The organism is Bacillus sp. Au-Bac7 (genome assembly GCF_021341655.1).
Taxonomy (GTDB): domain Bacteria; phylum Bacillota; class Bacilli; order Bacillales; family Cytobacillaceae; genus Niallia.
In genome coordinates this window covers 36,043-55,691 of record NZ_JAJTTG010000021.1, presented here as the reverse complement: position 1 = coordinate 55,691, position 19,649 = coordinate 36,043, and the positions used below count along the sequence as shown (strand labels likewise).

General features: G+C 37.6%; 24 protein-coding genes. 22 read left to right on the top strand and 2 right to left on the bottom strand.

Annotated features, from left to right (window positions below; translation table 11 throughout):
- Positions 1-3 precede the first annotated feature (3 nt).
- Entirely contained in the window at positions 4-219 is a 216-nt protein-coding gene (locus LXM54_RS25620; RefSeq protein ID WP_282581411.1) for a sigma factor G inhibitor Gin, read from the bottom strand.
- Between the two features lie 177 nt (positions 220-396).
- On the opposite strand from LXM54_RS25620, the gene LXM54_RS25615 reads away from it, so the two are divergent.
- The 10 genes from LXM54_RS25615 (at position 397) to rsmI (ending at position 7,661) form a co-directional block, all read left to right on the top strand.
- Positions 397-1,830, top strand: coding sequence for an aminotransferase class I/II-fold pyridoxal phosphate-dependent enzyme (locus LXM54_RS25615; RefSeq protein ID WP_233318838.1), 1,434 nt, complete (start codon positions 397-399; stop codon positions 1,828-1,830).
- Positions 1,831-1,840: 10 nt separating this feature from the next.
- On the top strand, positions 1,841-2,479 hold the full coding sequence (gene tmk, locus LXM54_RS25610; RefSeq protein ID WP_233318829.1) for a dTMP kinase: 639 nt from the start codon (positions 1,841-1,843) through the stop codon (positions 2,477-2,479).
- A 105-nt stretch (positions 2,480-2,584) separates the two neighbouring features.
- Positions 2,585-2,914 (top strand): cyclic-di-AMP receptor, encoded by a 330-nt coding sequence (locus LXM54_RS25605; RefSeq protein ID WP_127742579.1) that lies wholly within the window; start codon positions 2,585-2,587, stop codon positions 2,912-2,914.
- An 84-nt stretch (positions 2,915-2,998) separates the two neighbouring features.
- On the top strand, positions 2,999-3,436 hold the full coding sequence (locus LXM54_RS25600; protein WP_233318827.1) for a YaaR family protein: 438 nt from the start codon (positions 2,999-3,001) through the stop codon (positions 3,434-3,436).
- Positions 3,437-3,449: 13 nt separating this feature from the next.
- Positions 3,450-4,457 carry a DNA polymerase III subunit delta' gene (holB, locus tag LXM54_RS25595; RefSeq protein ID WP_233318825.1) on the top strand — a complete coding sequence of 336 codons (1,008 nt, stop codon included), beginning with the start codon at positions 3,450-3,452 and terminating at the stop codon, positions 4,455-4,457.
- A complete protein-coding gene (locus LXM54_RS25590) occupies positions 4,450-5,277 on the top strand; it encodes a PSP1 domain-containing protein (protein ID WP_233318824.1) in 828 nt (275 codons plus the stop codon). Before holB ends, LXM54_RS25590 begins: the two co-directional genes overlap by 8 nt.
- 12 nt (positions 5,278-5,289) lie before the next feature.
- Positions 5,290-5,667, top strand: a complete 378-nt coding sequence (yabA, locus tag LXM54_RS25585) for a DNA replication initiation control protein YabA (RefSeq protein WP_233318822.1) — start codon at positions 5,290-5,292, stop codon at positions 5,665-5,667.
- A 132-nt stretch (positions 5,668-5,799) separates the two neighbouring features.
- A complete protein-coding gene (locus tag LXM54_RS25580; protein ID WP_233318819.1) occupies positions 5,800-6,543 on the top strand; it encodes a tRNA1(Val) (adenine(37)-N6)-methyltransferase in 744 nt (247 codons plus the stop codon).
- Positions 6,530-6,817, top strand: coding sequence for a GIY-YIG nuclease family protein (locus LXM54_RS25575; protein WP_233318817.1), 288 nt, complete (start codon positions 6,530-6,532; stop codon positions 6,815-6,817). Before LXM54_RS25580 ends, LXM54_RS25575 begins: the two co-directional genes overlap by 14 nt.
- Positions 6,795-7,661 carry a 16S rRNA (cytidine(1402)-2'-O)-methyltransferase gene (rsmI, locus tag LXM54_RS25570; RefSeq protein WP_233318836.1) on the top strand — a complete coding sequence of 289 codons (867 nt, stop codon included), beginning with the start codon at positions 6,795-6,797 and terminating at the stop codon, positions 7,659-7,661. The genes LXM54_RS25575 and rsmI overlap by 23 nt, the downstream gene beginning before the upstream one ends.
- A 45-nt stretch (positions 7,662-7,706) precedes the next feature.
- Here the strand turns inward: rsmI and LXM54_RS25565 are convergent, their stop codons facing one another.
- On the bottom strand, positions 7,707-7,991 hold the full coding sequence (locus LXM54_RS25565) for an AbrB/MazE/SpoVT family DNA-binding domain-containing protein (RefSeq protein ID WP_233318815.1): 285 nt from the start codon (positions 7,989-7,991) through the stop codon (positions 7,707-7,709).
- Between the two features lie 559 nt (positions 7,992-8,550).
- Between LXM54_RS25565 and metG the strand changes: the two genes are divergently transcribed.
- The 12 genes from metG (at position 8,551) to spoVG (ending at position 19,503) form a co-directional block, all read left to right on the top strand.
- Positions 8,551-10,545, top strand: a complete 1,995-nt coding sequence (gene metG, locus LXM54_RS25560) for a methionine--tRNA ligase (RefSeq protein ID WP_233318813.1) — start codon at positions 8,551-8,553, stop codon at positions 10,543-10,545.
- A 138-nt stretch (positions 10,546-10,683) separates the two neighbouring features.
- Complete coding sequence (locus LXM54_RS25555; protein ID WP_233318811.1) at positions 10,684-11,451, top strand: TatD family hydrolase; 768 nt, start codon at positions 10,684-10,686, stop codon at positions 11,449-11,451.
- A gap of 238 nt (positions 11,452-11,689) precedes the next feature.
- Positions 11,690-12,877, top strand: a complete 1,188-nt coding sequence (locus LXM54_RS25550; RefSeq protein WP_233318834.1) for a G5 and 3D domain-containing protein — start codon at positions 11,690-11,692, stop codon at positions 12,875-12,877.
- 263 nt (positions 12,878-13,140) lie between these two features.
- Complete coding sequence (gene rnmV, locus LXM54_RS25545; RefSeq protein ID WP_233318809.1) at positions 13,141-13,701, top strand: ribonuclease M5; 561 nt, start codon at positions 13,141-13,143, stop codon at positions 13,699-13,701.
- Positions 13,694-14,569: a 16S rRNA (adenine(1518)-N(6)/adenine(1519)-N(6))-dimethyltransferase RsmA gene (gene rsmA, locus LXM54_RS25540; RefSeq protein ID WP_233318806.1), complete on the top strand. Its 876-nt coding sequence runs from the start codon at positions 13,694-13,696 to the stop codon at positions 14,567-14,569. Before rnmV ends, rsmA begins: the two co-directional genes overlap by 8 nt.
- A 180-nt stretch (positions 14,570-14,749) precedes the next feature.
- The gene (gene yabG / locus LXM54_RS25535; RefSeq protein WP_192486456.1) at positions 14,750-15,628 is read left to right on the top strand and encodes a sporulation peptidase YabG; all 879 of its coding nucleotides are present in this window, start codon (positions 14,750-14,752) and stop codon (positions 15,626-15,628) included.
- Positions 15,629-15,912: 284 nt separating this feature from the next.
- Positions 15,913-16,176: a biofilm formation stimulator Veg gene (veg, locus tag LXM54_RS25530; protein ID WP_192486457.1), complete on the top strand. Its 264-nt coding sequence runs from the start codon at positions 15,913-15,915 to the stop codon at positions 16,174-16,176.
- A 148-nt stretch (positions 16,177-16,324) separates the two neighbouring features.
- Complete coding sequence (locus LXM54_RS25525) at positions 16,325-16,504, top strand: small, acid-soluble spore protein, alpha/beta type (protein ID WP_192486458.1); 180 nt, start codon at positions 16,325-16,327, stop codon at positions 16,502-16,504.
- Between the two features lie 409 nt (positions 16,505-16,913).
- Positions 16,914-17,783, top strand: coding sequence for a 4-(cytidine 5'-diphospho)-2-C-methyl-D-erythritol kinase (gene ispE, locus LXM54_RS25520; RefSeq protein WP_192486459.1), 870 nt, complete (start codon positions 16,914-16,916; stop codon positions 17,781-17,783).
- Positions 17,784-17,841: 58 nt separating this feature from the next.
- Entirely contained in the window at positions 17,842-18,666 is an 825-nt protein-coding gene (gene purR / locus LXM54_RS25515; RefSeq protein WP_192486460.1) for a pur operon repressor, read from the top strand.
- Positions 18,667-18,679: 13 nt separating this feature from the next.
- On the top strand, positions 18,680-19,054 hold the full coding sequence (locus tag LXM54_RS25510) for a RidA family protein (protein ID WP_233318805.1): 375 nt from the start codon (positions 18,680-18,682) through the stop codon (positions 19,052-19,054).
- A gap of 158 nt (positions 19,055-19,212) precedes the next feature.
- Positions 19,213-19,503 carry a septation regulator SpoVG gene (gene spoVG / locus LXM54_RS25505; RefSeq protein WP_101658244.1) on the top strand — a complete coding sequence of 97 codons (291 nt, stop codon included), beginning with the start codon at positions 19,213-19,215 and terminating at the stop codon, positions 19,501-19,503.
- Positions 19,504-19,649: the final 146 nt, after the last annotated feature.

Below are 19,649 nucleotides of genomic sequence, written 5' to 3'. Positions count from 1 at the left end.
TTATTAAGCTTGGCGCCTTTGCATGGCATAATGAGCATCTTTTAACTTATGAATAAAAAATTTATATTTTGTATCACTTGTTTTCGTATTCAACATTTCATGTTCACATTCAGTACAAATCAGTGACTGATACAGATGTATACCTGTTATTTTTTGCTGATCGCAAAATAAACATTTCTCCACATAAGGCTGGATGATTTTCTGCGAATTTATACTCACTGGCTCCACCTCCCTAAAAACAGTCTTGCCAATAATAAATACATGCATACAAAATTCAGATAATTTTAAATTTACCTTTACTTTAAAATAGGTGGCTAAAACACGCATTTTATTCATAGTCAGGCAATGGTACAATAAAATAGAGTTAAAAGGAAATGAGGAAGAACAGTGCATGAAATGACGCCTTTATATAATAGATTGGAAGAGTTTATTCAGAATAAACCTATTTCTTTTCATGTCCCAGGGCATAAAAATGGTTCTTTAATGGACAAACATAACTTGTTAAAGAATGCATGGAACTTTGATGTAACAGAGCTTAACGGGCTAGATGACTTGCATTCAGCAAGTGGGGTAATATTGGAGGCAGAGAAACTGCTAGCAGCTTTATATAACACAAAAAAAAGCTTTTTTTTGGTTAATGGCTCAACAGTAGGCAATTTAGCTATGATTATGTCTGCTGTGAATGAAGGAGACCAAATCCTTGTACAAAGGAACAGTCATAAATCTATTATGAATGGCATTAAACTCACAAAGGCAAAACCTATTCTGCTTAATCCGAGCTATGATTTAGAGTGGAAAGTAGAAGGGACTGTTTCATGTGAAACAATTTTAGAAGCAATAAAAAAATATCCGAGTGCAAAGGTCCTTATTCTCACCTCACCCAATTATTATGGAATGATTGGAGAGTTAGGAAGAATAATTGAAATAGCTCACAAGCATGGGGTAACAGTATTAGTAGACGAGGCTCATGGAGCCCATTTTGCTGGCTCAGCTCACTTTCCTCCGTCTGCTGTAGAATTAGGCGCGGACATAGTTGTCCAATCTGCACATAAAACACTACCTGCATTAACGATGGGTTCATATCTCCATTTCAACTCAGAACGGGTTTCTTTAAATAAACTGCAAATGTATTTAAGCATCCTTCAGTCAAGTAGCCCATCTTATTTAATTATGGCATCCCTTGATTTGGCGAGAAGTTATTTGGGTACTTATAAGGAAGAAGACTTTATATACTTATTAGAAAAGCTTCAAAAGTTTAAAGCTGAATTGTCAACATTAAGTCAACTGAAAGTAATGAATTATGGAAACAAAGCTGGTGACCCTCTAAAATTAACTATTCAAAGCAGATGTAAGTTAACAGGTTTTGAACTTCAAGAGAAGTTTGAGGAAGCTGGAGTCTATTGTGAAATGGCTGATTTACATAATGTCTTGCTTGTATTGCCTTTGCTGAAGAACAAGATGTCATATCCTTTTGAAGATGCTTTTGAGAAAATTAAGAAGGCTGTAAGTCCATATAAGGCGTTGAATTTGCCAGTGGAGGAAGATAAAGGTGCAGCTATAAATCTATATACTAATATAGTAGAATTAAAGATAAATGAATTGGAGCAACCTAAGTACTCTAAACACGAAATTTTATTAGAAGATTCAATAGACAAAATTAACGCAGATTCTATTATCCCTTATCCACCAGGTGTACCATTGCTGATGCCGGGAGAAGTAATTACTGGTAAACATATTGAAACATTAAAGGTGCTTGTAGCTAATGGCTGTAAGTTTCAAGGGAATTCATCTATATATGAAGGCAGAATTGCAGTTTTTATAAAGAAGTAAGGAGAATAACATGACAAGAGGTATTTTTATAACAATGGAAGGGCCAGAGGGCGCCGGAAAAACAACCATTTTAGAGATGCTGTATAAACACTACAAAGACAAAGGCATCAAGATTGTAAAGACAAGAGAGCCTGGAGGAATTAGGATTGCCGAAAAAATCCGCGAGATTATATTAAACCCTGACCATACAGAGATGGATGGAAGGACAGAGGCGTTATTATATGCTGCTGCTAGAAGACAGCATTTAGTTGAAAAGGTTATACCAGCATTAGCAGAAGGTAGTATTGTTCTTTCTGACCGCTTCATAGACAGTTCTCTTGCTTATCAGGGTTATGCCAGGGGGATAGGCATAGAAGAAATATGGAAGATAAATGAGTTTGCCATTGGCGGTGTAATGCCTGATTTAACCCTGTATTTTGACCTTGATCCAGAACTAGGGCTAGCAAGAATAAATAAATCAAATGAACGGGAAATAAATAGGCTTGATCTAGAGCAATTGGATTTCCATAAGCGTGTCCAAGCAGGATATTACAAAGTTATTGAGAAGTTTCCTGAAAGGCTGCATAAACTAGAAGCTTCACAAAGCATAGAGGATGTATTTGAACAAGCTCAACAAGCCATTAATCAGGTATTGAACAGAAACAGGTAAAGTGAGCTTTCATTTTTCCATTTATATATGCCTGTTTAATTATTTATTGTTATAATAGGAAAAAGCAGTAATTCTGGTAAAACTATAATAAAGGGGTTGGATAAAATGAAGTTAATTTTAACAGTAATCCAAGATAAAGACAGTGCTAAGTTATTGAATGCCCTTGTAGAACATAACTTTAGAGCTACTAAATTAGCTAGTACCGGGGGATTTTTGAAATCTGGGAATACAACCTTTATGATAGGGACAGAAGATATACGCGTGGAAAAAGCTTTGCAAATAATAAAAGAAAACTGCCAATCACGTGATCAGTTAGTTGCCCCTGTTTCACCTATGGGAGGAAATGCTGATTCGTATGTACCGTATCCTGTTGAGGTGGAGGTAGGTGGAGCAACTGTATTCGTGCTGCCTGTTGAACAGTTCAAGCAATTCTAAGGCTTAAGAATATGGTTGGAACTTAAATATATTACCTCTATATATAAAGGATTTTTTTAATGATGCTTTTATCGGAGGAAAAAAATGAAAATAAATAAAGACATTCGTGTGAGTACAGATGCTACTAAGCAAGAGATAAAAAGCGGACAAGTGGAAACGAAATTTAGGGAGCTTGTCACAAGGCAGAGTGAAAAGCTTCAATCTGGTCAACTGCAAACATTGATAAAGAGTATAGATGATACTGGCAACAGATTGGGCAGGTCACAAAATCTTAAGGATTTAAACAAGTTCAAATCGCTGGTCAAGCAGTTTGTAAAGGAAGCAGTAGATTACGGCATCGGATTGAAAAAAGATAAATCATGGGATCACTTCGGACAAGGCCGAGATTTGAGTGTTGTTCAGGTTGTGGATGAAAAGCTTGTCGAGCTTACTGAAGAAGTGATGAGTAAAGAAAAAAACAGCCTGAACATTTTAGGGAAAATAGGAGAAATAAAAGGCCTATTAATTAATATATATATGTAAGAGAGTGATCGTGTTGATAAAAACATGGGAACAGCTTGAACAGGAGCAGCCAATTGTTCTAAGAATGGTCCGAAACAGTCTGAAAAAGGACCGACTTGCACATGCTTATCTGTTTGAAGGAATGAGAGGAACTGGCAAAAAGGAAGTCAGCCAAATTCTTACGAAAAGCATACTTTGTACAAGGTTAATAGACGGTTATAAGCCTTGTGAGGAATGCTCTAATTGCAAACGAATAAATAACAGCAACCATCCGGACGTACATATTGTCGAACCGGATGGTTTGTCCATAAAGAAAAACCAGATTCAAAGCCTGCAGGAGGAGTTCTCCAAAACAGGGGTAGAATCAAAACAGAAGATTTATGTAATTGTACATGCTGATAAAATGACTACGAATGCAGCAAACAGTCTGCTGAAATTCCTGGAAGAACCACATGCAGAAACTACAGCAATCCTTTTGACTGAACAAATACATCAGATTCTCCCAACCATTTTATCGAGGTGCCAAGTCTTATCCTTTACTCCTCTTTCCCCAATAAAAATGCAGGAGCAGCTTATAGCAAATGGAATGAAAGCAAGTGGAGCGCCATTAATTGCGCAGATCACTAATGATTATGATGAAGCGTTTCGACTAAGTTCTGATGAATGGTTTGTACAAGCGCAAAAAATAGTGGTAAAATTGTATATGACTCTTAAAGGAAATCCTTTAGAAGCATTAGTTGCCCTTCAAAGAGAGTGGTTTGTTCATTTCAAAGAGAAAGATCAGTATGATAGGGGATTGGATTTACTGTTGCTGCTGTTTAAGGATTTATTATATATTCAACTAGGCAAGCAGGAGCAAATAGTCTATATAAATGATCGGCAACAGTTAGAAGAGCTTGCGCTTAAATCATCATCCCAAATGCTGACAGAGCAAATGACGTCCATCTTTGAAGCTAAACGAAAGCTGCAGGGTAATATGAATCCACAGTTATTGATGGAACAGCTTGTATTGAAGCTGCAGGAGGGATCTTCAGTTGTATAATGTTGTAGGAATCCGCTTTAAAAAAGCTGGAAAAATATATTACTTTGATCCGAATGATATGGATATCCAAAAAGGGGATTTCGTAATCGTAGAGACAGTGCGTGGAGTGGAATATGGAAAAGTTGTCATTGCTCCCAAGCAGGTTGACGAAAATGATGTAGTCTTACCTCTTAAAAAGGTACTCCGAGTCGCGGATCAGAAAGACCAATTAATTGTAGAGGAAAACCGGATTGCGGCAAAAGAAGCATATGAAGTTTGTTGTGAGAAGGTCAATCTGCATGAGTTAGATATGAAGCTTGTAGATGTAGAATATACATTTGATCGCAATAAAGTAATTTTTTATTTTACCGCAGACGGCAGAGTCGATTTTCGTGAACTCGTAAAGGATCTAGCTTCGATTTTTAGGACTAGAATTGAGCTGCGCCAGATTGGTGTTCGCGATGAGGCAAAAATGCTGGGCGGCATCGGTCCATGTGGTAGAATGCTTTGCTGTTCAACATTTTTAGGCGATTTTGAGCCAGTATCAATTAAAATGGCTAAAGACCAAAATCTTTCCCTAAATCCAACCAAAATATCAGGACTTTGCGGCAGACTTATGTGCTGTCTTAAATATGAGAACGATGAATATGAGTCTGCAAAAGAACAGCTTCCAGATTTGGGTGAGTGGATTAATACACCTGATGGAAGAGGTAAAGTAGTAGGTTTAAATATATTAGAACGTGTACTCCAAGTGGAAATTTCTGAACAAGAACGAGTGCTTGAATATACATTAGAAGAAATACTGCAAAAAGATACTGTTTCAGTTCAATCCACGGACTAATGAGGTGGCAGAGTGGATAAAAAAGAAATTTTTGATTCAGTAATTAATATGGAGAGTCAAATCGGCCATTTATATCAGCAATTAGGTGAGCTAAAGCAGCATGTGGCAGAACTGATTGAAGAAAATAATACATTGAAGCTGGAAAACGAAAATTTAAGAAGACATTTGGAGAGCCAGTCACAAAAAGAGAAGGAACAAAAGGAACAGACGAAAAAGAAAAATCGAAAGTCCACCAAGATTTTGGAAGAAAAGAATATGGATATTGGCGAAGGATATGACAATCTAGCGAGGCTTTATCAAGAGGGTTTTCATATTTGTAACCTTCATTTCGGAAGTCCAAGAAAAGATGGAGATTGTTTGTTCTGTCTATCCTTCCTTAATAAAAAATAGGGTGTGTCCTTCTAAATAGGGCACCCTATTTTTTTAGCTGTTAATGATTACAGCAAGATAATTAGAGAATGATTATGATAATATTTGCTTAGGCTAGTATTATGGAATACATATATAGATGGAGGTAACAAATTGGTTCAGCTAGTAGGAGATGAAAGGCTTGATTACTTGTTGGCAGAGAAGCTTAAAATTATTCAAAGTCCAACTGTGTTTTCGTTTTCTTTAGATGCCGTATTATTGGCAAACTTTGCAACTGTTCCTATTGCGAAAGGAAAAATTGTAGATCTTTGCAGTGGAAATGGTGTAATTCCGTTATTTTTAAGTTTGAGAACGAGAGGCTCTATAATAGGAGTGGAAATTCAGGAACGGTTATATGATATGGCTTGCAGAAGTGTTGCCTATAATAACTTAGAAGAAAAAATAAAGATGGTAAATGGTGATATTAAAGAAGCTCCTGCGCAGCTTGGGTTTGAAAAATATGATGCTGTTACTTGCAACCCTCCGTATTTCCAAACAGATTCTGTTGATGAAAGGAATACAAACGAACATTTGGCTATTGCACGACATGAGATTCTTTGCACGCTTGAGGATGCAATTCGAGCTGCAAGTCAGCTTGTTAAGCAGGGAGGAAAGGTTTCATTTGTGCACAGACCAGGAAGACTGCTTGATATTATTACATTAATGAGAGCATATCGACTAGAGCCAAAGCGGATAAGGTTTGTATATCCAAAGGAAGGAAAAGAAGCAAATATCCTGCTAGTCGAGGGAATAAAGGATGGCAAGCCGGACTTGAAAATACTGCCCCCTTTATATGTGTATAAAGGGTTAAATGAGTATACAGAGGAAATGAGCCGAATTTTGTATGGAGACAGCTAATCATTATTTTTATGTCTTACTTTGCAGAGATAATACTTATTATGCTGGATACACAAATAATCTGGAAAAACGCATTAAAACACATAATGAAGGAAAAGGCGCCAAGTATACTAGGGCAAGAAGGCCAGTCCAGTTAATTTATAAGGAAGTTTTTGCAGATAAATCTCAGGCTTTGAAGGCAGAATATGCTTTTAAACAATTGAGCAGGAAAGAAAAAGAGTCTTATATGAGGAAGGAAATTGGTGTTGAACATGTGGCAGCAAAAAAGCTATAAGAATGATAATGGTCTTCTTTATTTAGTCCCTACTCCAATAGGCAACTTGGAAGACATGAGTTTTCGGGCTGTAAGAATTTTGAAAGAAGCAGATGTAATTGCAGCAGAGGATACGAGGAATACAAAGAAACTGTGCAATCATTTTGAAATAACGACCCCAATCGTAAGCTATCATGAACATAATAAAGAAACGAGCGGCCGCAAGCTGATTGAATCATTGCAAGCTGGTAAAACAATAGCCTTAGTCAGCGATGCTGGAATGCCAACCATCGCAGACCCTGGGTATGAGCTTGTAGTGGCAGCAGTAGAAAGCAAGCTTCCTGTCGTTCCACTGCCTGGTGCAAATGCAGCCTTAACTGCTTTAATAGCATCAGGTTTGCCGACACACCCTTTTTATTTCTATGGTTTTCTTAACCGACAAAAAAAAGAGAAGAAAAAGGAGCTAGAGGCGTTAAAGAAAATTTCTGGAACTGTATTGCTATATGAATCTCCTCACAGGTTAAAGGAAACCTTACAGTTGATTAGAGAAATTCTCGGCAACAGAAATATCTCCCTTTGCAGGGAATTAACAAAAATCTTCGAGGAATTTATCAGAGGAACAGTAGATGAAGTTATCGAATGGGCAAATTCAGATGAGATACGAGGCGAATTTTGCATCGTTATTGAAAAGGGAGCTGCAGAAGAGGATCAGGACGAGCAATGGTGGATGAACTTAACAATTGTTGAGCATGTAAATCATTATATTGAAACAGATGGCCTGCAGGCAAAAGAGGCAATTAAGCGTACAGCTGTCGACAGAAGCATGCCAAAGCGGGAAGTATACCAAGAATATCATATAGATTAAAAAAAGCATGGAGCTCATCCCTTGAGCTGCCATGCTTTTTTATTATTACTTAGAAAGTTCAAACGAACTTTTGATTTCATTTATAAGCTGTTCTGCACCTTCACGGCTTAGGATTAGTTTACCGCCTGCTAATGACAGGTTATCATCAGAAACTTCACCAGTAACTTGGCAAGTCATGTTAGGTTTATATTTTTTCAAGATGATTTTTTCATCATCCACATAAATTTCTAAAGCATCTTTCTCAGCAATTCCTAATGTACGTCTTAATTCGATAGGTATTACAACACGACCTAATTCGTCAACTTTACGAACAATTCCAGTAGATTTCATTTCCTTTTCTCCTCCCGATGAACCTTATATATATTTTTTTCGCTAATATTCGACAAATTTCTTTGTTTGTATATATAATACCAGCCATTCCCATATACGTCAATTATTTTATTTTTAAATTGAGATAATTCCAGGAAAAACCTATATTTATAGGTTAAACAGCATATTATATATACTTTTAATACCAAAATAAGTGTATAAATGTAAAATGAATTAGAGCCAAAATTGAGAAATGTATTAAAGAGAATTCGACAAAACTCAACATTTTAATGTCGAATCAGCCATTCATTATAGTGAACAAAAATGAGGAGCAGAGAAGCATGCGGCCAGTTGCAAAAACTTTGGATTTTGGGTATATTTTGATGGTATGTAAGGGCACAATGGCAATGATTAGCTGCCATTTTTTATGGCATTTCTTCATTATGTAAGGAAGTCTACAAATATACCATAAAATTTCCGATGCAATTATATGTCTTGTAGTTTTAAGATTAGTGTAAGTATTGATACAATAAGAATTATGCATATTACATAGCATTATTGAATTAGGAGGGAAAAAACGTTGAAAGAGCAAGAAACTTTCTATATAACAACCCCAATATATTATCCTAGCGGGAATCTTCATATTGGACATGCATACACAACGGTTGCTGGGGATGCAATGGCTAGATATAAGCGATTAAAGGGCTTTGATGTTCGTTATTTAACTGGGACTGATGAGCATGGCCAAAAAATCCAGCGAAAAGCAGAAGAAGCAGGTATTACGCCTCAACAATATGTAGACGGAATTGTTGCAGGAATAAAAGAACTTTGGGATATGATGGATATCTCATATGATGATTTCATCCGTACGACAGAAAAAAGACATACAGAAGTAGTTAGCAAAATGTTCCAAAAACTTGTCGATCAAGGTGATATTTACTTGGATGAATATCAAGGATGGTACTCTGTTTCTGATGAAACATATTATACAGAACTTCAGCTTGTAGACCCTGTATATGATGAAAATGGTAAAGTCATCGGCGGAAAAAGCCCTGACAGTGGTCATCCTGTGGAGCTTGTAAAAGAAGAATCCTACTTCTTCCGTATGGGCAAGTATGCAGATCGACTTCTGAAGTTTTATGAAGAGAATCCTGGGTTCATTCAGCCAGAATCACGCAAAAATGAAATGATTAATAACTTTATTAAGCCAGGCCTTGAAGATCTAGCTGTTTCCCGTACAACATTTGACTGGGGAATTAAAGTTCCTGGAGATCCAAAACACGTTGTATATGTTTGGATTGATGCGTTGTCCAATTATATTACAGCACTAGGATATGGTTCAGATAACGATTCACTTTATCAGAAATTCTGGCCTGCAAATGTCCATTTAGTTGGGAAGGAAATCGTACGTTTTCATACAATTTACTGGCCAATCATGCTGATGGCATTAGATTTGCCGCTTCCTAATAAAGTGTTTGCTCATGGTTGGATTTTGATGAAAGACGGAAAGATGTCCAAATCAAAAGGCAATGTTGTTAATCCGGTAACATTAATTGAAAGATATGGACTTGACGCATTGCGTTATTATTTACTTCGTGAAGTGCCATTCGGTTCTGACGGTGTATTCACTCCAGAGGGATTTGTTGAAAGAGTGAATTTTGATTTAGCGAATGATTTAGGAAACCTGTTAAACAGAACAGTTGCTATGATCAACAAGTATTTTGACGGAGTTATTCCTGAATACAAAGGTTCTGAAGGTGGCTTTGAAAAGTCACTAGTAGAAGCTCATCAGGAAACGAAAGCACTGTACGAGAGTCATATGGATAATATGGAGTTTTCGGTTGTGTTAACGAATTTATGGCAGCTTGTCAGCAGAAACAATAAATATATTGATGAAACTCAACCATGGGTATTGGCGAAGGAAGGAAAAACGGATGAGCTTGCAACAGTAATGGTTCATCTAGCTGAATCCTTAAGACGTATTGCTGTCCTTTTAAAACCATTCTTAACAAAAACACCGGATAAGATCTTCCAGCAGCTGAATGTTCAGGAAGAACAGTTAAAAACATGGGCAAGCCTTGACCAGTTCGGTGTAATCCCTGCAGGAACAAAGGTAGAAAAAGGAGAACCTATCTTCCCAAGACTTGATATCGCAGAGGAAGTAGAATACATCAAAAAAGAGATGCAAGGACCTGCTGCTGAAGAGAAGAAGGAATCACAGCCGGCTGAGAAGCAAGAAGTTCCTGAGTCGGAAGAAATTACTATTGATGATTTTATGAAAGTGGATTTACGAGTAGCGCAAGTTCTTCAGGCAGAACCTGTGAAAAAAGCAGACAAGCTGCTGAAGCTTCAACTGGATTTAGGTTATGAGCAAAGACAAGTAGTCTCAGGTATTGCTCAATATTATAAACCAGAGGAATTAGTCGGCAAAAGAGTAATTTGTGTTACAAATTTGAAGCCTGTTAAGCTGAGAGGAGAATTATCTCAAGGTATGATTCTTGCAGGTAGCCAAGATGGTGTTCTAGCACTTGCTTCTGTTGCTGAATCGCTTCCATTAGGCTCAAAAGTTAAATAAAAACTGGTTGAAAAACATAGGAATTGCACTTAAGATGCATATTTCTATGTTTTTCTTTCAAAATAGAGGATATTTAGTCAGCAAGTTGGGGAATAGAAAATAAACATGAATAATTATGGATAAAGAAAGGGTTTCATTATGTTATTTGACACACATACACATTTAAATGCAGAACAATTTAATGACGATTTAGAAGAAGTAATCGGCAGGGCAATGGAAGCTGGAATGGAAAAAATGATCGTAGTCGGCTTTGATCGTCCAACGATTAAAAGGGCCATGGAATTAATCGAGCGGTATGATTTTATATATGCAAGTGTCGGCTGGCATCCTGTTGATGCAATTGACATGACTGAGGAAGATTTAGAATGGATTGAATCATTGGCTAAACATCCAAAAGTTGTAGCAATTGGGGAAATGGGCTTAGATTATCACTGGGATAAATCACCAAAAGATGTCCAAAAGGAAGTATTCAGAAAGCAAATTCACTTGGCAAAAAAAGTGAAGCTTCCAATTGTTATTCATAACAGGGAAGCAACTGCTGATATTGTTGAGATTCTCAAGGAAGAAGGCGCAGCGGAAGTTGGTGGAATTATGCACTGCTATGGAGGAAGTGTCGAGACTGCAAAGGAATGCATCGACATGAATTTTTATATCTCATTAGGTGGGACTGTCACTTTTAAAAACGCTAGAAAGCCGAAGGAAGCAGCAGCAGCAATTCCGTTGGACAAGCTGCTTATTGAGACAGATTGCCCTTACCTTGCGCCAACACCACATCGCGGCAAAAGAAATGAACCAAGCTATGTGAAGCTTGTAGCAGAAGAAATCGCAGCAATAAAAGGAATTAGTTATGAGGAAGTTGCTGCCAAAACAACAGAAAATGCAAAAAAATTATTCGGCATAAAATGATAAGAGATGGTGTCGAATCATTGAAAAGCTTGTCCTAATATTACTTTGTTCTAAGAAGTTCTACATTGCTTCCTTTTCTCATAGAATGTTCATGTCGAGATTTCTTTCTTTCCTTTCATGGAGTTTTTTTGCATAATAGGAGATACGTTCAAAGAATGTAGAAGGGTTGACAGCAGACACGATACTCTATATAATCACTCCGAGAGAAAAGGAGGCGTTTTTCATCGTAATCCAAAACATGAAAAGCCTGTTTTCCAAGTCTTTGAGCAGAAAGAAATGGCCCATTATTATTGCTAGCTTCATAGTTTTTCTAAGTGGTTTAGGATTTGTTGTTTACGAATCAACGAAAAAAACTGTGGCGCTGTCATTAGATGGGAAAGAGAAGGTCATCGAAACGCACTCATCCACTATTCAAGATATATTTGATGAACTTGATATTGCCATACGCTCAGAAGATGAGGTGTTTCCCACGTTAGACACAAGAGTGGCTGACGAGATGGAGGTTGTTTGGAAGCAAGCAAAACAGGTTGAATTGAGCAAAGACGACGAGAAGAAAACGGTATGGACAACAGCAGAAACGGTTAAGGAGTTTCTCGAGGAACAAAAAATCTCTTTGAATGAACACGATAAGATCAATCAAAAGCAGAATAAGCATATAAAGAACAATATGGAGATTGTTGTACATACTGCATTTCCAGTTACACTAGTAGACGCAGGATCGAAAAAAGAACTATGGTCCACTTCGACTACGGTCGCTGACTTTTTAAAACAACAGGAGATATCACTTACGAAATTAGACCGAGTTGAACCAGATCTAAAGGAAGTAGTGAACAAGAAGGACGTTGTAGAAATTACACGTATAGAAAAGGTCACCGATGTAGTGGAACAACCGATTAATTATGCTGTTGTTACCCAAAAGGATGATAGCCTTGAAAAGGGAACAGAAAAGGTACTAAAGGAAGGTAAAAACGGTCTAAAGTCTAAAACCTTCGAAGTTACTTTAGAAAACGGCAAAGAAGTTTCGAGAGAACTGCTTAGTGAAAAAGAAGTTAAGGAAAAACAGGACAAAGTAGTTGCAGTAGGCACAATTGAAGTTACGCAAATTGCTTCCCGCGGTGAAGATGCCAGCGAAGAAGGCACAGAACTTTACGTTAACTCAACAGCTTATACAGCCAGCTGCAATGGATGCTCGGGACATACTGCTACTGGAATTGACCTCAAATCAAATCCGAATGCAAAAGTAATTGCGGTTGACCCAAGTGTTATTCCGTTAGGAACAAAGGTATATGTTGAAGGCTACGGATACGCGGTAGCCGGTGATACAGGCGGTGCTGTGAAAGGTAAGAAAATCGACGTCTTTTTCCCGACGAAGGCAGAAGCCTATCGATGGGGAAATAAACAGGTAAGAATTAAGATTTTGAAGTAACCTTTTTTAAAGCTTCTTACATGCATGTGTTTGTTAGTGTCTGCAAAAACCTAATACACATTGAACATCTACTATTAGCACATCTTTAACAGAGGAGTTATTCCTCTGTTTTTTTCTTTTGAACGGATTTTGTTGAAAAGAAAAATTTGAGCTATAATAACCTTTAGAATTTCATTTAACTCTTTTCTATAATATATAGACGTTTATTGTTACAAAAATGTTTCATTTTTTTTGCAAAACTTAAATTTTTTTTTGGAGGCTTCATGAAACTTAGAGAAATCATTGTAGTGGAAGGAAGAGATGACACTACCGCTGTCAAAAGAGCAGTCGATGCTGATACAATTGAAACAAATGGTTCTGCCATCAATAAGGCAACAATTGAGGCAATAAAGCTGGCTAATGAAACGAGAGGAGTCATAATACTGACTGATCCAGACTTTCCTGGCCAAAAAATAAGAAATACAATAGAAAAGCACATACCTAATTGTAAACATGCATTCATTGCAAAGGAAAAGGCATTGCATAAGCATGGAAAGGGTGTTGGTGTAGAACATGCCTCAGTGGAAGTGATTAGAGAGGCGCTCAAAGAAGCCCATCACATGGAAGAAAGCATTATAGAGCAAATTACTAAAGAGGACTTACTAGATGCACAGCTGATTGGCGGACCTGGATCGAAGGAGCGAAGAGAAAAGCTGGGCAAGATATTAAAAATAGGGTATACAAATGGCAAACAGCTTCATAAAAGGCTGATGATGTTTAACATCTCCAAGCAGGACTTTGCAGCAGCGGTTAATGCTATTTGGCAGGAGGAAAAAGATGTATAAAGATATAGCAACACCAGTAAGAACAAAAGCTATCTTAGAGAAATATGGATTTTCTTTTAAAAAGAGTCTTGGTCAAAACTTTTTAATTGATACGAATATATTAAGAAATATTGTAGACCATGCAGAGTTGTCGGAGTCTTCAGGTGCAATTGAGGTTGGACCAGGAATTGGTGCATTAACAGAACAGCTGGCAAAGCGTGCAAAAAAAGTTGTTGCCTATGAGATTGACCAGCGTCTGTTGCCTATTTTGAGCGAAACGCTTGAGCCATATCCGAATGCTAAGGTGATCCATTCGGACGTACTGAAGGCAAATGTAAAGGAAATGATTGAGGAAGAATTCGCAGGTATTGATGATATTATGCTTGTGGCTAACTTACCTTATTATGTAACTACTCCAATCATTATGAAAATTTTGGAGGAGAACTTGCCGCTGCGCGGAATTGTCGTGATGCTCCAAAAGGAAGTAGCTGACCGTATATCAGCTCGTCCAAGTACGAAGGAATATGGTTCCCTATCAATAGCGATTCAATATTACACAGTTCCAGAGGTTGTAATGATCGTGCCTAAGACAGTATTTGTACCACAACCGAATGTCGATTCTGCTGTTATCAGGCTGACGATTAGGGAAAAGCCTTTAGTTGCAGTTAAAAGTGAGGAATTCTTCTTCCGAGTGACTAGAGCTAGCTTTGCTCAACGGAGAAAAACCATTTTAAATAATTTAACAAGCCAGCTTGAAAATGGTAAGGAGAAAAAAGAAGCGATTATAGCTGCCCTTGAAACTGCTGGAATTGAGCCTTCCAGACGAGGAGAATCTCTTTCTATTGAAGAATTTGCTGCACTTAGCGATGCGCTGTATGATTCGTTTTAAACCGTTAATAAACATTGAAGGACCGGCCCTTTTAATTGAGGGGCCGGTTTCTTTTTTATAGGTGACAGGTGATGGGGTAAATTGTTCCTCACATCTTTCTGGACTTTTGCATAGTTTAATGAGAGGTAGATAAGAAACATTAGCCCATTCATTAGGCAGGGCGTACTGGAGTGACGACTAGTGAGCATAAACATCATGGATATCGTCGGCAGAAAATCCTATCATTGTGATTTAGCTTTTCGAATTATTGATATAAAGGAAGAAAATGGACGCAAATATGCTGTTTTGTATGGGGAGGATTTCCGTCTCATTGCAGACGCTCCTTTTGATGACTTAATTTCTATCAATAAGCCGATGCAGAGAAAGATGGCGCAAGAGATTCAATTTTTAGAGGAACAATCATTAGCACTATTTAGGCAGGATGTAAACCTGCTGAAAAGGAAACAGGAGTATTCTTCTACAGATGCTTACAGTAAACCAATTAACTATTTTCAAATGCCTGGGAAGGTATTGCATTTGGATGGAGATCCTAACTACTTGAAGAAATGCCTTGATCTATATGAAAAAATAGGAATTCCTGTAACGGGGGTTCATTCTAATGAGAAGGAAATGCCGGGTAAAATCGGGAAGCTCCTTGAGTATTATCGGCCGGATATACTTGTAGTAACCGGCCATGATGCTTATTCTAAGTCATTAGGAGACAAGAAGGACATAAATGCGTACCGCCATTCTAAATATTTTGTGCAAACAGTTATGGAAGCAAGGCGGAGAGTTCCACATCTGGATCAGCTTGTAATTTTCGCAGGAGCTTGCCAATCGCACTTTGAATCCCTTATACATGCAGGAGCAAACTTTGCAAGCTCTCCTTCAAGGGTCAATATTCATGCTCTAGATCCTGTGTATATTGTAGCGAAAATAAGCTATACACCATTCATGGAAAGGGTAAACGTTTGGGATGTGCTGCGAAATACGCTCACAGGGGAAAAAGGGCTTGGTGGTATTGAAACAAAGGGAGTGCTGCGCACAGGCATGCCGTTTAACACGAATGCATCTGAATAGTCTAAGGACTTAAGAAAAGTGTATAATACAGAAAAATCACGATATAGATAACAGGTTTTCTCGAAAAGAGGGAGCTTGTTTTTTTTATTTAGAAAGGCTCCTTTATAAAAAAAACTTTAATACATAATTATGGTAGAATGGGAAAAAATAAAATTGTTGAAAAATAGAAGAAAAATAAGAATAAAAAATATTGACAACTTCTAAAAGAGACTGTTATAATTTATATTTTTGTTTGACTCTATTGTGTCAGTGTGATATACTTTACACAGTGAGGTGGACCGAAAATGGCAAAAACATTATCAGATATAAAAAAAGCTCTTGATTCGAATTTAGGGAAAAGATTGATGCTGAAGGCTAATGGCGGTCGTCGTAAAACGATTGAACGTTCAGGTGTATTGGCTGAAACATATCCCTCTGTGTTTGTGGTAGAGTTAGATCAGGATGAAAATGCATTTGAACGGGTATCGTACAGTTATGCAGATGTTTTAACAGAAACGGTTCAAATTACCTTCTATGAAGATACATCAGGACAAGTTGCTCTAAGCTAATATATATTGTAGAGACTAGCAGTTACCACGTGGTTGCTGCTTTTTTCATGGGGAAAATCTGTGATAACTGGAAATAGAAACAGTACATGAAAAAAAAACAGGGTTACATACTATAACTACCGTGAATAATGAAAGGAGAGGTTTAAGGTTGAGTAGACGAAGAGGAATTATGTCAGAAGGGCTAAAAGAAGAAATTGCAAAAGAACTAGGTTTTTATGATGTTGTCCAAAAGGATGGATGGGGCGGCATCCGAGCTAAGGATGCTGGGAACATGGTCAAGAGGGCAATTGAAATCGCTGAGCAGAGTCTTCTAAATAATCAAAAGTGAATTTTGATTCCTTTAAATTAAATCCTGTTTACAAAGATTAACTATCAAGGATTTATTCACGGCATCAGGTTTAACTCTGCACCCTTTTCACTATAGGGAAGGGTGTAGGGTTAGGTCTTTTTTTGCACCTTTTTTCTAACAAGTAAAAAAGCTAGGAAACGAGCGGAAAAAACATAAATGATTCTTAGTATTTTGCTTTAAATGACATATTTTATGGTAAAATCACTATAGCCATAAAATGCTGTGAATTTATTCATTAAACATAAAGCAATCAATAGTTTGCTTCTTTGTTTTTTGTTTCATACATAGAAGAATTGGGTTATTATATCAGTCATTCTTTTTATTTCCTATTGTGTGGTACAATAGGACGAAAAAGCGGACTTATGAAAATGTTAAGTAGGTGGAAATATTGAAGCTTTTGGTGAAGGCACCAGCTAAAATCAACTTATCGTTGGATGTATTGAGTAAAAGGCCGGATGGCTATCATGAGGTAGAAATGATCATGACAACCATTGACCTTGCAGACAGAATTGAACTTATTCTGGAAGAGAAGGATTCCATAAAGATAAATTCCCTTAATCGATTTGTACCCGATGACCAAAGGAATCTTGCTTATCAAGCAGCAAATCTATTAAAGAAAAAGTTTAATGTTAAAAAGGGAGTTACAATTAAAATTGAAAAGAACATCCCGGTTGCAGCAGGACTTGCAGGGGGAAGCAGCGATGCTGCAGCAGTATTGAGGGGTCTAAACAAGCTGTGGGACCTTCAATTGACCCTTGATGAGCTTGCTGAGATTGGAGCGGAAATCGGCTCTGATGTGAGCTTTTGTGTATATGGGGGTACGGCCCTCGCAACTGGCAGAGGAGAAATGATTAAGGAAATCCCTGCTCCGCCTATTTGCTGGGTAGTGTTGGCCAAGCCCTTTATAGGCGTGTCTACAGCGGATATTTACAAAAAGTTGAATGTCTCGCAAATTAATCACCCTGATACTGAAGGTATGATTGAGTGCATTCGCACAGGCGATTATGAAGCAATGTGCAATAATGTCGGGAATGTACTAGAAGATGTAACGTTAAATCTGTATCCTGAGGTGGCTCAAATAAAGGACCAGATGAAAAAGTTCGGGGCAGATGCAGTATTGATGAGCGGCAGCGGTCCGACTGTCTTTGGATTAATCCAGCATGATTCAAGAATGAACCGTGTATATAATGGATTAAGAGGTTTTTGCGACCAAGTATTTGCAGTCCGCATGATGGGGAATCGTCATACCCTTGATTAAATCCGTATAATACTGTAATATTAACTGTAAAATATTCGGATTTTTGGAGGTTCGCCTTATGAAATTTCGTCGTAGTGAACGTTTAATAGACATGACGAATTATTTATTAGAGCATCCAAGGCAATTAGTTTCCTTATCTTATTTTTCCGAAAGGTATGGTTCTGCTAAATCTTCCATCAGTGAAGACTTAGCGATAATAAAAGAAACCTTTGAGGAAAGAGGAATAGGGATTCTGCAAACATTGCCAGGTGCTGCAGGTGGCGTGAAATATCACGCTAAAGTTAATGAAGAGGAAGCAAAAGCATTCATAGAGGAGCTCTGTCAATTAATAATGAAACCTGACAGGCTGCTTCCCGGTGGATATCTTTATATGACAGATATTCTAGGAGATACGGCTCTTGTACAAAGGGTAGGGAAAATCTTTGCGTCTGCTTTTGCTGAAACAAATATTGATGTTGTCATGACAGTGGCAACAAAAGGGATCCCGCTTGCCTATGCTGTTGCTTCATTCTTGAATGTTCCAGTTGTGATGGTAAGAAGGGACAGTAAAGTAACGGAAGGATCAACAGTGAGCATTAATTATGTATCAGGCTCATCCAAGCGGATTCAAACGATGGTTCTTTCAAAACGAAGCTTAGAGCAAGGCTCCAACGTACTTATTGTCGATGATTTCATGAAGGCAGGCGGCACAGTGAATGGCATGATCAGCCTATTGGATGAATTTAATGCTAACGTTGCCGGTATTGCCGTCTTGATTGAGGCGGAAGAAGCGGAGGAAAGGCTTGTTGATGATTATTTGTCATTGGTAAAACTTTCTGGTGTGGATGTTAAAGAAAAGAAAATATCTGTTGAAGTTGGAAATTTTTTTGATAAGAACCAATAGGGGGATAATGAAAATGAAAATTGTACAAACAAATGATGCGCCAGCAGCAATTGGTCCATATTCTCAAGGAATTATTGTCAATAACATGTTCTACAGCTCCGGCCAAATCCCTTTGACTGCAGAAGGAGAATTAGTTACTGGTGACGTACAGGAACAAACACACCAAGTATTTAAAAATCTTGCAGCGGTACTGAAAGAAGCAAATGCTTCTTTTGAAACTGTCGTGAAAGCTACTGTTTTCATTAAAAACATGGATGACTTTGCAGCAATTAATGAAGTGTACGGTCAATATTTTAATGTACATAAACCAGCACGTTCTTGTGTAGAAGTAGCAAGATTGCCTAAAGATGTACTAGTTGAAATGGAAGTAATCGCATTAAGTAAGTAACTTTAGGTAGGAATATGTTAGTTTTTGTAACTAAAGTTAGCGTTTTTTAGGATTTTATCTTAAATATTCTAAAAAATTTTGCTGATTAAGAAGGAGTTATGGAAATTCTGTTGAATTACTTAACTAGATTTTATCTTCTAGTAAAGGTGGTGAACAGAATGGAAGTAACTGACGTAAGACTACGCCGAGTCAATACGGATGGACGAATGAGAGCCATTGCCTCTATTACTCTAGATAATGAGTTTGTTGTTCACGATATTAGGGTCATTGACGGAAATAACGGTTTATTTGTCGCAATGCCTAGCAAGCGGACACCAGATGGTGAATTTAGGGATATTGCTCATCCGATTAACTCCGGGACAAGAGGTAAAATCCAGGAAGCTGTTTTAACAGAGTACCACCGTTTAGGTGAATTAGAAGTTGAATTTGAAGAAGCTGGTGCTTCCTAAAGAATAATGAGCAGCTAGAGCCTACTTCCGAAGAGTAAGGCTCTTTTTTTTGCGACTACAGATAGTTGAAGCATAATTTTATATAGATATAGAAATAATTTGCACATGTGAATTATTACAGTGGAAAAAAGGTAAGCGGATTCTTA

What these genes read in the sequence shown, in the direction of transcription:
- purR (WP_192486460.1), top strand. Translation starts at nt 17,842, where the DNA reads ATGAAATTTCGTCGTAGTGAACGTTTAATAGACATGACGAATTATTTA.
- LXM54_RS25575 (WP_233318817.1), top strand. Translation starts at nt 6,530, where the DNA reads ATGGAGACAGCTAATCATTATTTTTATGTCTTACTTTGCAGAGATAAT.
- tmk (WP_233318829.1), top strand. Translation starts at nt 1,841, where the DNA reads ATGACAAGAGGTATTTTTATAACAATGGAAGGGCCAGAGGGCGCCGGA.
- LXM54_RS25550 (WP_233318834.1), top strand. Translation starts at nt 11,690, where the DNA reads ATGAAAAGCCTGTTTTCCAAGTCTTTGAGCAGAAAGAAATGGCCCATT.
- LXM54_RS25555 (WP_233318811.1), top strand. Translation starts at nt 10,684, where the DNA reads ATGTTATTTGACACACATACACATTTAAATGCAGAACAATTTAATGAC.
- LXM54_RS25600 (WP_233318827.1), top strand. Translation starts at nt 2,999, where the DNA reads ATGAAAATAAATAAAGACATTCGTGTGAGTACAGATGCTACTAAGCAA.
- veg (WP_192486457.1), top strand. Translation starts at nt 15,913, where the DNA reads ATGGCAAAAACATTATCAGATATAAAAAAAGCTCTTGATTCGAATTTA.
- LXM54_RS25510 (WP_233318805.1), top strand. Translation starts at nt 18,680, where the DNA reads ATGAAAATTGTACAAACAAATGATGCGCCAGCAGCAATTGGTCCATAT.
- LXM54_RS25565 (WP_233318815.1), bottom strand. Translation starts at nt 7,991, where the DNA reads ATGAAATCTACTGGAATTGTTCGTAAAGTTGACGAATTAGGTCGTGTT.
- LXM54_RS25615 (WP_233318838.1), top strand. Translation starts at nt 397, where the DNA reads ATGACGCCTTTATATAATAGATTGGAAGAGTTTATTCAGAATAAACCT.
- rsmA (WP_233318806.1), top strand. Translation starts at nt 13,694, where the DNA reads ATGTATAAAGATATAGCAACACCAGTAAGAACAAAAGCTATCTTAGAG.
- spoVG (WP_101658244.1), top strand. Translation starts at nt 19,213, where the DNA reads ATGGAAGTAACTGACGTAAGACTACGCCGAGTCAATACGGATGGACGA.
- rsmI (WP_233318836.1), top strand. Translation starts at nt 6,795, where the DNA reads ATGTGGCAGCAAAAAAGCTATAAGAATGATAATGGTCTTCTTTATTTA.
- rnmV (WP_233318809.1), top strand. Translation starts at nt 13,141, where the DNA reads ATGAAACTTAGAGAAATCATTGTAGTGGAAGGAAGAGATGACACTACC.
- LXM54_RS25605 (WP_127742579.1), top strand. Translation starts at nt 2,585, where the DNA reads ATGAAGTTAATTTTAACAGTAATCCAAGATAAAGACAGTGCTAAGTTA.